At 70.9% G+C, this 14,179-nt stretch carries 10 protein-coding genes; 7 read left to right on the forward strand and 3 right to left on the reverse strand.

The features are described from left to right. Window positions 1–10: 10 nt before the first annotated feature. Complete coding sequence (locus QRX50_RS42920) at window positions 11–982, forward strand: quinone oxidoreductase family protein (RefSeq protein ID WP_285968809.1); 972 nt, start codon at window positions 11–13, stop codon at window positions 980–982. 178 nt (window positions 983–1,160) lie between these two features. On the opposite strand, the gene QRX50_RS42925 is transcribed toward QRX50_RS42920, so the two are convergent. From QRX50_RS42925 to QRX50_RS42935, 3 genes are all read right to left on the reverse strand, one after another. Next, entirely contained in the window at window positions 1,161–1,751 is a 591-nt protein-coding gene (locus QRX50_RS42925) for an FKBP-type peptidyl-prolyl cis-trans isomerase (RefSeq protein ID WP_285968810.1), read from the reverse strand. A gap of 10 nt (window positions 1,752–1,761) precedes the next feature. Further along, window positions 1,762–4,032, reverse strand: coding sequence for a HelD family protein (locus QRX50_RS42930; protein ID WP_434533385.1), 2,271 nt, complete (start codon window positions 4,030–4,032; stop codon window positions 1,762–1,764). Window positions 4,033–4,223: 191 nt separating this feature from the next. Then, a complete protein-coding gene (locus QRX50_RS42935; RefSeq protein WP_285968812.1) occupies window positions 4,224–5,219 on the reverse strand; it encodes a heme o synthase in 996 nt (331 codons plus the stop codon). Window positions 5,220–5,741: 522 nt separating this feature from the next. Between QRX50_RS42935 and tkt the strand changes: the two genes are divergently transcribed. The 6 genes from tkt to pgl are packed head-to-tail and all read left to right on the forward strand — an operon-like array spanning window position 5,742 to window position 13,942. Beyond that, entirely contained in the window at window positions 5,742–7,844 is a 2,103-nt protein-coding gene (gene tkt / locus QRX50_RS42940) for a transketolase (RefSeq protein WP_285968813.1), read from the forward strand. 26 nt (window positions 7,845–7,870) lie between these two features. Beyond that, window positions 7,871–8,986 carry a transaldolase gene (gene tal, locus QRX50_RS42945; RefSeq protein WP_285968814.1) on the forward strand — a complete coding sequence of 372 codons (1,116 nt, stop codon included), beginning with the start codon at window positions 7,871–7,873 and terminating at the stop codon, window positions 8,984–8,986. 9 nt (window positions 8,987–8,995) lie between these two features. After that, complete coding sequence (locus tag QRX50_RS42950; protein ID WP_285968815.1) at window positions 8,996–10,615, forward strand: phosphoglucose isomerase-related protein; 1,620 nt, start codon at window positions 8,996–8,998, stop codon at window positions 10,613–10,615. Continuing rightward, entirely contained in the window at window positions 10,612–12,138 is a 1,527-nt protein-coding gene (zwf, locus tag QRX50_RS42955; protein ID WP_285968816.1) for a glucose-6-phosphate dehydrogenase, read from the forward strand. The genes QRX50_RS42950 and zwf overlap by 4 nt, the downstream gene beginning before the upstream one ends. After that, window positions 12,135–13,169, forward strand: a complete 1,035-nt coding sequence (gene opcA / locus QRX50_RS42960; protein ID WP_285968817.1) for a glucose-6-phosphate dehydrogenase assembly protein OpcA — start codon at window positions 12,135–12,137, stop codon at window positions 13,167–13,169. Before zwf ends, opcA begins: the two co-directional genes overlap by 4 nt. Next, complete coding sequence (gene pgl, locus QRX50_RS42965) at window positions 13,166–13,942, forward strand: 6-phosphogluconolactonase (RefSeq protein ID WP_285968818.1); 777 nt, start codon at window positions 13,166–13,168, stop codon at window positions 13,940–13,942. Before opcA ends, pgl begins: the two co-directional genes overlap by 4 nt. Window positions 13,943–14,179 lie beyond the last annotated feature (237 nt).

Here is a 14,179-nt window from a genome sequence, read left to right on the forward strand (position 1 = left end):
AGGAGGAAACATGCCGTCCGCTGTGCAGGTCAGGACGACCGGTGGTCCCGAGGTACTGGAGGTCACCGAGGTCGAGGTCGGCTCGCCCGGTGCCGGTGAGCTGCTGGTGGACGTGGCCGCGGCCGGCGTCAACTACATCGACACCTACCAGCGCCAGGGCATCTACCCGATCGACCTGCCGTTCGTGCTCGGTCTGGAGGGCGCGGGCACCGTGGCCGAGGTCGGGGAGGGCGTGACGGCGTTCGCCCCGGGTGACCGCGTGGCCTGGATGGGCTCGCTGGGCAGCTACGCGGCGCGCAAGGTCCTGCCCGCGGCCGCTGCCGTGAAGGTGCCCGCCGGCGTGTCCGACGAGGTCGCCGCCGCCCTGATGCTGCAGGGCGTCACCGCCCACTACCTCGTCCGCTCGACGTACGAGGTCAAGCCGGGCGACGACGTGCTGGTGCACGCCGCGGCCGGCGGCGTCGGCCTGCTGCTGGTGCAGCTGGCGAAGGCGCGGGGCGCCCGCGTGTTCGGCACGGTGTCCACCGAGGCGAAGGCCGAGCTGGCCCGCGGGGCCGGCGCCGACCACGTGATCCGCTATGACCGGGAGGACTTCGCCAAGGTCACGCGCGAGCTGACCGACGGCGAGGGCGTGCACGTGGTCTACGACGGCGTCGGCAAGGACACCGTCGACGGCAGTCTCGCCAGCCTGCGGATCCGCGGCATGCTCGCGCTGTTCGGCGCGGCCAGCGGCCCGGTGCCGCCGATCGACCCGCAGCGCCTCAACTCGGGCGGCTCGCTGTTCCTGACGCGCCCGACGTCCGGCCACTACGTCCGCACGCGCGAGGAGCTCGACTGGCGCGCGGACGAGCTGTTCGCCGCCGTGAGCGACGGTTCGCTCGACGTCCGCATCGGCGGCCGCTACCCGCTGGCCGACGCCCGCAAGGCCCACGAAGACCTGCAGGGCCGCCGGACGACCGGGAAGCTGATCCTCATCCCGTGACGCTCAGCCACTGACGCTGCCGCACCCCGGCCGTGCCGCACAGCCAGTGGCCCCGCCCACCCCAATGTGGCGTTGGTTGCGTTGGGCGCACCCAATGTGGCGTTCGGTGCGTTGAGCGCACCGAACGCCACATTGGGGCGCTTCGACGGCATGACGGGCGCGGGTGGCTCGCGAAAGGTCAGCTTTTGTCGTTCGGGACCGCGACGGCGTCAGTGACGAAAACGAGGGTCTCGTTTGGCGCGATGCCGTTGCCGCCCTGGCCGTAGCCGAGGTCGGGCGGGATGATCAGCAGCCGGCGGCCGCCCTGCTTGATGCCGACGAGGCCCTGGTCCCAGCCGGGGATGACCTCGCCTGCGCCGAGGTGCACGTCGAACGGCTCACCGCGGTCGAAGGAGCTGTCGAGCTTCTTCTTGTCCGACCAGGTGATCAGCGTGTAGTTCATCGACAGTTCCTGGCCGGCCTTGGCGCCGTTGCCGGTGCCCGGGACCAGGTCCTTCGTGATCAGCTTCTTCGGCGGATCGCAGTCGTCCGGGATGGTGATCGTCGGCGCCTGACCGAAGGTCCCGGTGGTCTTGATGTCGTCCGCGGTGCACTCGCGGCCCTTGCTCGCGGCACCCGCCGGGGCGACCAAGCTGGAGGGCGCGGCGGGAGCGGACGGCTGCTGGGCCACCGCGCCGGTCGCCGTGTCGTCGCCGCCACAGGCGGACAGGCTGAACGCCGCGGCCACGGCCACGGCGCCCACGGAGGCGATCTTGCCGATTCTCTGCATGCCGGAAACCCTAACCAAGCCCGGCGAGCGCCGGCACGGCGTCACCGGTCTGGACCACGCCGAGCCGCTGGGTCGCGCGCGTGAGGGCCACGTACAGGTCGTTGAGCCCGCGCGGTGATGCCGCGACGACCTCGTCCGGCGCGACCAGCAGAACGGCGTCGAACTCGAGGCCCTTGGCGCGTTCGACCGTGAGCACGCTCATGCGTTCGTCGGGTGTCAGCACCGCTTCCACGGCCGCGAGCCGGGCCACCGGTGTGAGCACGGCCACGGTGCCACCGTCCACTGCGGACAGCTCCTGCTCGACGAGGCCCGGCAGATCGGCGTCGAGGTCGCGCGTCGCCTTCGACCACGGCGCCACGCCCGTCTCGCGGACCGACGCCGGAGCCGCCAGGTTCACGTCGAGCTCGGCCAGCACGCGCGCGGCCACGGCCATGATCTCGGCCGGGGTGCGGTAGTTCACGGTGAGCTGCTCCAGGCGCCAGCGGTCGGCGACGTAGGGCGAGAGGACCTCGTCCCACGTGCGCGCTCCCCCGGCCGCGCCGGTCTGCGCGACGTCGCCGACGAGCGTCATCGAGCGGTTGGGCGAGCGGCGCATGAGCAGCCGCCAGTCCATGGCGGACAGTTCCTGGGCCTCATCCACGATCACGTGGCCGAACGTCCACGTGCGGTCCTGCGCGGCGCGCTGGGCCGCGGTCAGCTCGCTGCGCTCCTGCTGGCGTTCGGCGAACAGCTCGGCGTCGAGGACGTCGGACACCCGCAGGATCTCCTCGTCCTGGATCTCCTCGTCCTGCTCCAGGATGTGGAGCACGCCCTCGGCGTACGCGCGCTGCACGCGGTCGCGGCGGCGGCGCTCGGCGCGCTCCTCACTGTCGTCCTCGCCGAGCAGCTCGGCCAGCTCGTCGAGCAGCGGCACGTCGGCGGGGGTCCACTTTGCGTCGCGGCCGCTCTCCAGGTGCGCGCGATCGGCCTCGGACAGCAGCTTACCGGCCGCGCGATCGAGGCGTTCGCGCTCGGCGAACAGGTCGTCGAGCAGGCCTTCCGGCGTCAGTTTCGGCCACAGCTCGTTCACGGCGGCGGCCACGGCGGGGCTGGCGGCGAGCTCGGCGCGGATGTCCTGCACGTCCTTCGCGTCGAGCAGGTCCTCCCCCAGCTTGCGGGCGGCCTGGCGGGTGAGCGCGTCGAGCACGTCGGACACGAACAGGCGGCGCGCGAGGTTGTGGGGCCGGCGCGAGCGGCGGGCGCGGGTACGGGCCTCGACGCAGGTCTTGCGGTCGAGCTTGAGGATCTCCCGCTCGTGCTCGATCTCCACCACGGGCTCGGGCACGCGCTGGCGGTCGCGCACGGCGTTGGCGAGCACGTCGGCCATCACCAGGCGCCCCTTGACCTCCGCGGCTTCCGGCGCCTCGACGCCCTCGGCGTCGAGGCCTGGGTAGAGCTGCCCGATCGTGGCGAGGAGCACGCCGGTCTCGCCCAGCGACGGGAGAACCTGGCCGATGTAGCGCAGGAACGTGCTGTTGGGCCCGACCACGAGCACGCCACGCGTGGTGAGCTGCTGGCGGTGCGTGTAAAGCAGGTACGCGGCGCGATGCAGCGCGACGGCCGTCTTGCCCGTGCCCGGCGCGCCCTGCACCACCATCACCCCGCCGAGCGGCGCGCGGATGATCCGGTCCTGCTCGGCCTGGATCGTGGCGACGATGTCGCTCATCTCGCCCGTGCGCCGGCGTTCCAGCGCGGCCAGCAGCGCCGCCTCGCCCGCGAGCCCGAGGTCCTGTCCCTGGTCGGCGGCGGACAGGTCGAGGATCTCGTCGTCGAACCCCGTCACCTTCCGGCTCAGCGACCGCAGGTGCCGCCGCCGGCGCACGCCGTCCGGCGAGGCGGCCGTGGCGAGGTAGAACGGCCGCGCGACCGGCGCCCGCCAGTCCACCAGCAGCGGCTTGTAGTCGTCGTCCTCCTCGAACAACCCGAGGCGGCCGATGTAGGTCGTTTCTTCGGCGCTCTCGGGCACGAAGTCGAGCCGGCCGAAGCACAGCCCCTGCTCCACCGATCCGAGCTGCGCCAGCCGGTCGGAGTACAGCGTGGTGGCGACATCCCGCTCGGTGCGCGCCTGCGGGGTACCGCCGGCCTGCCGCAGCGTGGTGTCGAGGCGCCGCTGGGCCTCGGCCCGCTCGGCGTCGAGCTTCGCGTAGAGCGTCGTGACATACGCCTGCTCACGCGCCAGCTCGGCGGCGTACTCGGGCGTACCGTCCTCGAGGGCGCGGTCTGCTTCCCGGTCCGGGAACACGGACAAGAGTGATCCTGCTTTCGCATCGGGGAAAGGCGGCGGACAGCCGGAAAAGCACAACGGCCAACCAGACTACGCCATTCCCGAGCGCGGCTCAGCTGTCGCAGAGCCGGTGGAAGAGCCGCGCGGCCTGATCCGCACACCAAAACGCCGCCGGGCGGAAAGCCACGGCGGCGCTGCTGGTCAGCAAATCAGAACGGCAAGCCGAGCGTCGGCAACCCGATCGCCGAGTCCACGGCCAGCGCGACGAACACGATCATCAGGTACGTGTTCGAGCGGTGGAACAGCGACATCGGCTTCGTCTCTTCGCCGCGGCGGACCGCGGCCTGGAGGCGGTGGGCGTAGAAGAGGAACCAGGCGCCGGCGAGGACGGCGAAGGTGGCGTACAGCCAGCTCGTGACCGGCAGCAGCAGGAGGGTCCAGGCGACCATCACCCACGAGTAGATGACGATCTGCTTGGCGACGTGCTGCGGGGTCGCCACGACGGGGAGCATCGGGACGCCCGCGCGCTCGTAGTCGTCGCGGTATTTCATGCCCAGGGCCCACGTGTGCGGGGGCGTCCAGAAGAAGATGACGCCGAACATGACGAACGCGGGCCACTGCACGGTGCCGGACACGGCGGCCCAGCCGATGACCACCGGCATGCAGCCGGCGGCGCCGCCCCACACCACGTTCTGCGACGTGCGCCGCTTGAGGCCCAGGGTGTAGACGAAGATGTAGAAGAGAATCGTCGCGATCGCGAGGATCGCCGAGAGCAGGTTCACGGTGAAATACAGGACCGCGAACGAAGCGACGCCGAGGACGAGGCCGAAGATCAGCGCGTTGCGCCGCGGCACCGAGTCCTTCACCAGCGGGCGCTTCTTGGTGCGGTTCATCACCTTGTCGATGTCCGCGTCGATCACGCAGTTGAGCGCGTTGGCGCTGCCGGCGGCCATCGTGCCGCCCACGAGCGTGGCGAGCACGAGCCACGGCGACGGGATCTCGCGCCCGGCCAGGAACATCGCCGGGATCGTGGTGACGAGGAGGAGCTCGATCACCCTCGGCTTCGCGAGCGCGGCGTAGGCACCCACAACCTGGCGGACGGTTCGCCGGGCACTGATTCGCCGGGCACCACGCGGTCGTTCACCGGTCGGGTGTTCGGCGCTGGTGTTCTCACTGCGTCCGTGCGCAGCGTTCACCAACGACATTTCACTCCCAAGGTCAGTTCGGGGCCGGGCGACGATCCGGAAGACCGCGATGGAACTGGTGAAGCTCCCGGACCAGGCCCACCTTCGATGTTAGACGTGGCGAATCCGCCTGCGTGATCGAGGGTCCTCGACACGCCACGCCTGTCTTCTGCGTCACGCCACCGGGTTCACTCGCGACGACGACGGCGGCGCACGGTGTGTCCGGAAGGACCGTTCGCGGTGTCCGACGAGTCCGGTCGGTCCCCTCGATCGTCCCTTTTGCACGGTCCGTGACCAGCGGCGGACCGCAAGCGACCCGCATGGGCGGGATCACCTGCCCGGTTGGGACGGGCGCGGCTGTCGCGGCTGCCCGGAGCACACCCCACGCACTAGGCTGTCGCGGACGGGCCGCGTGGTACCCCGGCGCAGTGCTCCCAGCAGGAATATCGTCCCTTCGGGATCGATTGAGATTACTGGCAGTGCGCACCGGCTACACCACGACGGAAAGCAAGCGACAACCTCAGGACGGGGAGTTCGAGTTCAGTGTCCGAAACCGCCTCTACCAGCGAGAACAACCCTTTGCTCCGGCGTGACGTGCCCGCCGACTGGACCGGGACCGACTCCCGCGCCGTCGACACCGTCCGGGTCCTCGCCGCGGACGCCGTCGAGAAGGTCGGCAGCGGTCACCCGGGCACCGCGATGAGCCTCGCCCCGCTCGCCTACACGCTGTTCCAGCGGACCATGCGCCACGACCCGGCCGACCCGCACTGGCGCGGTCGCGACCGCTTCGTGCTCTCGGCGGGGCACTCCAGCCTCACCCTCTACATCCAGCTGTACCTCGCCGGCTACGGCCTCGAGCTCGAGGACCTCAAGCAGCTGCGCACGTGGGGCTCGCTGACCCCGGGCCACCCGGAGTACGGCCACACCAAGGGCGTCGAGACCACCACCGGCCCGCTGGGGCAGGGCCTGGCCAACGCGGTCGGCATGGCGATGGCCGCCCGTCGCGAGCGCGGTCTGCTCGACCCCGACGCCGCGCCCGGCGAGAGCATCTACGACCACCACATTTTCGCGATCGCCTCCGACGGCGACATCGAAGAGGGGGTGACCTCCGAGGCCTCGTCGATCGCGGGCCGTCAGGAGCTGGGCAACCTCATCCTCTTCTGGGACGACAACAAGATCTCCATCGAGGACGACACGAACATCGCGCTGTCCGAGGACACGGTCAAGCGCTACGAGGCCTACGGCTGGCACGTGCAGGTCGTCGACGGCGGCGAGAACGTCACCGCGATCGAGGAGGCCATCAAGGCCGCCAAGGCGGAGACCGGGCGCCCGTCGTTCATCGCGCTGCGGACGATCATCGGCTACCCGGCGCCCACGAAGATGAACACCGGCAAGGCCCACGGCGCCGCGCTCGGCGCCGACGAGATCAAGGCCGTCAAGGAGATCCTCGACTTCGACGTCGAGCGCACCTTCCAGGTCGACGACGAGGTCATCTCCCACACCCGCAAGGCGCTCGAGCGCGGCAAGCAGGAGCACGCCGCCTGGCAGGAGCGCTACGACGCGTGGGCCGCGGCGAACCCGGAGCGCAAGGCGCTGGCCGACCGGCTCGCCACCCGCACGCTGCCCGAGGGCTTCGCCGACAACCTGCCGCACTGGGACCCGGACCCCAAGGGCATCGCGACCCGCAAGGCCTCCGGCGAGGTCCTCAACGCGCTGCGCGACCCGCTGCCCGAGCTGTGGGGCGGCTCCGCCGACCTGGCGGAGAGCAACAACACCACGATGAAGGGCGCCGACTCGTTCGGCCCGGAGAAGGCCACCACGTCCGCGTGGAAGACGAACCCGTACGGCCGGACGCTGCACTTCGGCATCCGCGAGCACGCCATGGGCTCGATCCTCAACGGCATCGCCCTGCACGGCGGCACCCGCCCGTACGGCGCGACGTTCCTCATCTTCTCCGACTACATGCGCCCGCCGGTCCGGCTCGCGGCGCTGATGGGCCTGCCCACGCTGTACGTGTGGACGCACGACTCCATCGGCCTCGGCGAAGACGGCCCGACGCACCAGCCGATCGAGCAGCTCTCCGCGCTGCGCGCGATCCCGGGCCTCAACGTCGTCCGCCCCGCGGACGCCAACGAGACCGCGTACGCGTGGAAGGCCGTGCTGGAGGACGTCCACCACCCGTCGGGTGTCGCGCTCACCCGCCAGAACGTGCCGGTGCTCGAGGGCACCAGCGCCGAAGGCGTGAAGCGCGGCGGCTACGTGCTCGAAGAAGCGTCCAACGGCACCCCCGAGGTCGTGCTGATGGCCACCGGTTCCGAGGTCCAGCTGGCCGTCGCGGCCCGCAAGACCCTCGAGGCCGACGGCGTGCCGACCCGCGTCGTGTCGATGCCGTGCGTCGAGTGGTTCGACGCGCAGGAGCAGTCCTACCGCGACGCGGTGCTGCCGCCGGCCGTGAAGGCGCGCGTGTCCGTCGAGGCCGGGATCGCGCAGTCGTGGCACCGCTTCACCGGTGACGCGGGGGTGAACGTTTCGATCGAGCACTTCGGTGCTTCGGCCGACGCCGCCACACTGTTCCGTGAGTTCGGGTTCACCCCGGAGCACGTCGTCGAGGCCGCCCGTCGCTCGATCGCCAACACCAAGAACTGAATCTCCCGAAGGGACGGAAAAGAGTCATGAGCAACACTGATCGGCTCGCGCAGCTTTCGGAGGCGGGCGTCTCCATCTGGCTGGACGACCTCTCCCGCGAGCGCCTCAGCACCGGCAACCTCGCCGACCTCATCCGTGACAAGCACGTCGTGGGTGTCACGACCAACCCGACGATCTTCGCCAACGCGCTGTCCAACGGCGCGGCGTACGACGCGCAGGTCAAGGAACTGGCCGAGCGCGGCGCGGACCTCGACGCCACCGTCCGCGAGCTGACGACCAGCGACGTGCGCAACGCCGCCGACCTGTTCCGCGACGTCTACAACGCCACGAACGGCACCGACGGCCGCGTCTCCATCGAGGTCGACCCGCGCCTGGCGCGCGACACCGACAAGACGATCGCCGAGGCCAAGGACCTGTGGAAGGCCGTGGACCGGCCGAACCTGATGGTCAAGATCCCGGCCACCGACGAGGGCCTGCCCGCCATCACCGCGGCGCTGGCCGAGGGCATCAGCATCAACGTGACGCTGATCTTCTCCGTCGAGCGCTACGCGCAGGTCATCGACGCCTACTTCGCCGGCCTGGAGCAGGCGAAGGCCAACGGCCACGACCTCAAGGGCATCCACTCGGTCGCGTCGTTCTTCGTGTCCCGTGTGGACACCGAGGTCGACAAGCGCCTGAACAAGATCGGCACCGACGAGGCCAAGGCGCTGCTCGGCGAGGCGGGCATCGCCAACACCCGCCTCGCCTACGCCAAGTTCGAGGAGCTCTTCGCGAGCGACCGCTGGAAGGCGCTGGCCGCCGCCGGCGCCAACGCGCAGCGTCCGCTGTGGGCCTCGACCGGCGTCAAGGACCCGGCGTACTCCGACACCCGCTACGTCGACCAGCTCGTGGTCCGCAACGTCGTGAACACGATGCCGGAGAAGACCATGGACGCGGTGGCCGACCACGCCGAGCTCACCGGTGACACGGTGACCGGCCGCGGCGACGAGGCGCGGGGCGTGTTCGACAAGCTGAGCGCGGCCGGCATCGACGTGCCGGACGTGTTCGTGGTCCTCGAGACCGAGGGCGTCGAGAAGTTCGAGAAGTCGTGGCAGGAGCTGCTCGAGACCGTGACCGGCCAGCTGAACAAGGCGAAGGGCTGAAGCCAGACCATGACAGGGGACGAAACCGGCGTCGAGCTCGTCGACGCCGAACTGGCAGGCAAGGCGGCGCCGTTGGTCGAGCGCCTCGTCGCCGACCAGGCCGCGTCGAAGCTCGCCGCGCAGGACGCGACGCTGTGGGGCCCGGACGCCGAGTCCGAGGCGTCGATCCGGCTCTCGTGGACGTCGCTGCACAAGTCGTCGCGGCCGTTGATCGGTGAGATCGAGGCGCTGCGCACGGAACTGCAATCCGAGGGCGTGGACCGCGTGGTGCTCGCCGGCATGGGCGGCTCGTCGCTCGCGCCGGAGGTCATCGCCGCCACCGAGGGTGTCGCGCTGACCGTGCTCGACACGACCGACGCGGGCCAGGTCGCCGACGCGCTCGCGGGCGACCTCGAGCGCACGGTGATCGTGGTGTCGTCGAAGTCGGGCGGCACCGTGGAGACCGACAGCCACCGGCGCATCTTCGCGAAGGCCTTCACCGACGCGGGGATCGACGCGGCGCGGCGGATCGTGGTCGTGACCGACCCGGGCTCGCCGTTCTCGGAGCTGTCCGAAAAGGAGGGTTACCGCAAGACCTTCCTGGCCGACCCGCACGTCGGCGGCCGCTACTCGGCGCTGACCGCGTTCGGCCTCGTGCCGGCCGGCCTCGCGGGCGCGGACATCGCGCGCCTGCTGGACCAGGCCGCCGCGGTGGCCGCGGTGCTCGGCACCGACTCGGCCGACAACCCGGCGATCAAGCTCGCGGCCGCCTGGGCCGCCGCCCACGAGGGTGGCGCCGAGAAGGTCGTGCTGGCGGACACCGGTTCGGGCATCAAGGGTTTCCCGGACTGGGCCGAGCAGCTGATCGCGGAGTCGACCGGCAAGCTGGGCACCGGCCTGCTGCCGGTGGCCGTCGAGGGCCCCGAGGCCCCCGGCTTCGCCGACGCGAAGTCCGACGCGACCCCGGTCGCCGTCGGGCACCCGGAGGGTGCCGCGAAGATCTCGGTGACCGGCCCGCTCGGCGCGCAGTTCCTGTTGTGGGAGTTCGCGACCGCGCTCGCCGGCCGGCTGATCGGGATCAACCCGTTCGACCAGCCCGACGTCGAGGCCGCGAAGAAGGCCGCGCGCGCGTTGCTGGACGAGCCGGAGAAGCTGTCCGGCAAGGAGACTCCGGCCACTGTGGACGGTGCCGTCGAGGTGTTCGGCTCGGAAGGCGTTGCCACGGACGGAAAGCTGGTGGACGTGCTGCGCGCGTTCTTCGGCTCGGTCGCCGACGGCGGCTACTTCGCGGTGCAGGCCTACCTCGACCGGCTCGACGACGCGTCGACCTCCCTGCTGCGCGGCGAGATCGCCAAGCGCACCGGCGTGCAGACGACGTTCGGCTGGGGCCCGCGGTTCCTGCACTCCACCGGGCAGTACCACAAGGGCGGCCACCAGAACGGCAGCTTCCTCCAGATCACGGGCGCGGTCGCCGAGGACCTGGCTGTGCCGGACCGCCCCTACACCCTGGGACAGCTGCAGCACGCGCAGGCTCTCGGCGACGGTCAGGTCCTCGCCGAGCACGGCCGCCCCGTGCTGCGGCTGCACCTGACCGACCGGGCCGCCGGGCTGGCCGAGCTCGTGCGGGCCGTACAGGAGGCCGGCGAGTGACGACCTGGCAGAACCCGCTGCGGGACCCGCGCGACAAGCGCCTCCCGCGGATCGCGGGACCGTCGAGCCTGGTGATCTTCGGGGTCACCGGCGACCTGGCCCGCAAGAAGCTCATGCCCGCCATCTACGACCTGGCCCACCGCGGCCTGCTGCCCGCCGGCTTCTCGCTGGTCGGGTTCGCGCGCCGCGACTGGGAGCACCAGGACTTCGGCGAGCTGGTGCACGACTCGGTGCGCGAGCACGCGCGGACGCCGTTCAAGGAGTCGGTCTGGAACCGGCTCGCCGAAGGCATCCGCTTCGTGCAGGGCACGTTCGACGACGACGACGCTTTCGACCGTCTTGCCCAGACGGTGAAGGACCTCGACGCCGAACGCGGCACCGGTGGCAACACGGCGTTCTACCTCTCGATCCCGCCGGGCGCGTTCCCGGTGGTGACCAAGCAGCTGGCCCGCTCGGGCCTGGCCGACACCGACGCCACGACCTGGCGCCGCGTGGTCATCGAGAAGCCGTTCGGCCACGATCTCAAGAGCGCCAAGGAGCTCAACGGGATCGTGAACGACGTCTTCCCTGAGGAGTCGGTGTTCCGCATCGACCACTACCTCGGCAAGGAGACGGTGCAGAACCTGCTGGCGCTGCGCTTCGCCAACCAGATGTTCGAGCCGATCTGGAACGCCAACTACATCGACCACGTGCAGATCACCATGGCCGAGGACATCGGCCTCGGCGGCCGCGCGGGGTACTACGACGGGATCGGCGCCGCGCGCGACGTCATCCAGAACCACCTGCTGCAGCTGCTCGCGCTGACCGCGATGGACGAGCCGCTGTCGTTCGAGCCGAAGGCGTTGCGCTCGGAGAAGGCGAAGGTGCTGGCGGCGACCATGCCGATCCGGCCGTTCGACGAGACCACCGCGCGTGGGCAGTACGCCGGCGGCTGGCAGGGCGGCATGAAGGTGCCGGGCCTGCTGCAGGAAGCGGGCTTCGCGAAGGACTCCAAGACCGAGACCTATGCCGCGGTGACGCTGGAGGTGCAGAACCGCCGCTGGGCGGGTGTGCCGTTCTACCTGCGCACCGGCAAGCGGCTGGGCCGGCGCGTCACGGAGATCGCCGTGGTGTTCAAGCGCGCGCCGCACCTGCCGTTCGACTCCACCTCCACCGAGGAGCTGGGCCAGAACGCGCTGGTCATCCGCGTGCAGCCCGACGAGGGCATCACGCTGCGGTTCGGCTCGAAGGTGCCGGGGACCACGATGGAGGTCCGCGACGTCACCATGGACTTCGGTTACGGCCACGCCTTCACCGAGTCCTCGCCCGAGGCGTACGAGCGGCTGATCCTCGACGTGCTGCTGGGCGAGCCGTCGCTGTTCCCGGTGAACGATGAGGTCGAGCTCTCCTGGGAGATCCTCGACCCGATCCTGGAGCACTGGGCCAAGGAAGGCGCGCCCGAGCAGTACGCGCCGGGTACTTGGGGTCCGCAGAGCGCCGATGAAATGCTCGAGCGTACGGGCCGGAACTGGAGGCGTCCGTGATCATCGACCTGCCATCCACCACGACTTCGCAGCTGAACAAGAAGCTGGTGGAGATCCGCGACCAGGGCGGTCAGGTCGCGCTGGGCCGGGTGCTGACCCTGGTCATCGTGGCGGACGACGACGCCAAGCTCGAGGAGGCCATCGAGGCCGCGAACCACGCCAGCCGGGAGCACCCGTCACGCGTGATCGTGGTCGCGAAGGGCGTCCGCACGGCGGCTCCGCGCATCGACGGCCAGATCCGCGTGGGCGGCGACGCCGGCGCGAGCGAGGTCATCGTGCTGCGCCTCTACGGGCCGCTGGCCGCGCAGGGCCAGAGCGCGGTCGTGCCGCTGCTGCTGCCCGACGCGCCGATCGTCACCTGGTGGCCGGGCACGGGCCCGAAGGCTCCGGCGGAGGACCCGCTGGGCCAGATCGCGCAGCGGCGCATCACCGACTCGGCCGCGGAGAAGAGCCCCATAAGGGCTCTGACCACGCGGGCCAAGACCTACGTGGAGGGCGACACCGACCTGGCGTGGACGCGGCTGACGCACTGGCGTGCGCAGCTCGTGTCGGCGCTGGACCTGCCCCCGTACGAGAAGATCACGGCCGCGACCGTGACCGGTGAGGCCGACTCGCCGTCCACGGAGCTGCTGGCGGGCTGGCTCGCCGAGTACCTCAAGGTGCCGGTGAAGCGGATCAAGAGCTCCAGCGCGCAGGGCATCATCTCCGTCGAGCTCGAACGGCGTTCGGGTGCGGTGGAGCTGACCCGGCCCGACGGCCGCGTCGGCACGCTGACGCAGCCGGGCCAGCCCACGCGGCGCATCGCGCTGCAGCGCCGGAGCAACCCCGAGTGCCTGGTGGAGGAGCTGCGCCGGCTCGACCCGGACGAGGTCTTCGAGGCGGCGCTGCACGGGCTGCCGAAGATCGCCTCGCCGACGACGGCGGCGAAGGCTGCTTCGCCTGCTTCTGCGGCTGCGAAGCCGAGGGCCGCGGCGGCCAAGGCTCCGGCGAAGAAGGCCGGCAAGGCCAAGGCGGAAAAGAGCGGTTCGTGAGCCGCACGGAGGTCGTCGTCTACGAGAACGCCGACCTCCTGGCGGCGGCCGCGGCGGCGCGGCTGGTCACCCGGATCGTCGACGTGCAGGCGGCCAAGGGCTCGGCCTCGGTCGTGCTCACCGGTGGCGGCACGGGCATCGCGGTGCTCGAGGAGCTCAACCGCTCGAGCGCGCGCGACGCGATCGACTGGTCGCGCCTCGACGTCTACTGGGGCGACGAGCGGTTCGTGCCGGCCGACTCCGACGAGCGCAACGAGAAGGGCGCGCGCGAGGCCCTGCTGGACCACGTGCCGCTCGACCCGAAGCGCGTGCACGTGATGGCGCCGTCGGACGGCGAGTTCGGTGACGACGTGGACGCCGCGGCCGCGGCGTACGCGGAGGTGCTGGCCGCGCAGGCGGGTCCGGACGAGGGCGGCGTGCCCGCGTTCGACATCTGCCTGCTCGGCCTCGGCGGGGAGGGGCACACCGCTTCGGTGTTCCCGGACTCCCCCGCCGTGCACGAGACGCAGCTTTCGGTGGTCGCGGTGCGCGACTGCCCCAAGCCGCCGTCGACCCGCGTCTCGCTCACGCTCACGGCCATCCGCCGCGCGCGTGAGGTGTGGCTGATGACCGCCGGCGAGGCGAAGGCCGAGGCCGTGTCGCTGGCTCTCGCGGGTGCGCCGGAGGTGCAGGTGCCCGTGGCGGGTGCCCGCGGCTACCGGCGGACGCTGTGGCTCCTGGACCGCACCGCGGCCGGGAAGCTGACGAAGGTGTACGAGCCGCCGACCACGTAACGCTCGCTGGTTCTTCAAGGCCGCCCCGGGTTCGCCCGGGGCGGCCTTTTCTGTCTCTCGGCAGCCGTTTCGCGGCCCTGACCGTGCGTTTTCCGGCCCGCTCGACCGGATGACGCGCACCACCCGTAAGCGTGAAGATCATTCATATGCCGAACGGAGCAGTGACCACTACTCCATCAAGCGGCTCACCAGTATGTGGGATCCCCCGTAAGGTGAACGTAGGGTGTTGTGATCGAC

This window comes from Amycolatopsis sp. 2-15, from assembly GCF_030285625.1.
GTDB classification, from domain to species: Bacteria; Actinomycetota; Actinomycetes; order Mycobacteriales; family Pseudonocardiaceae; genus Amycolatopsis; species Amycolatopsis carbonis.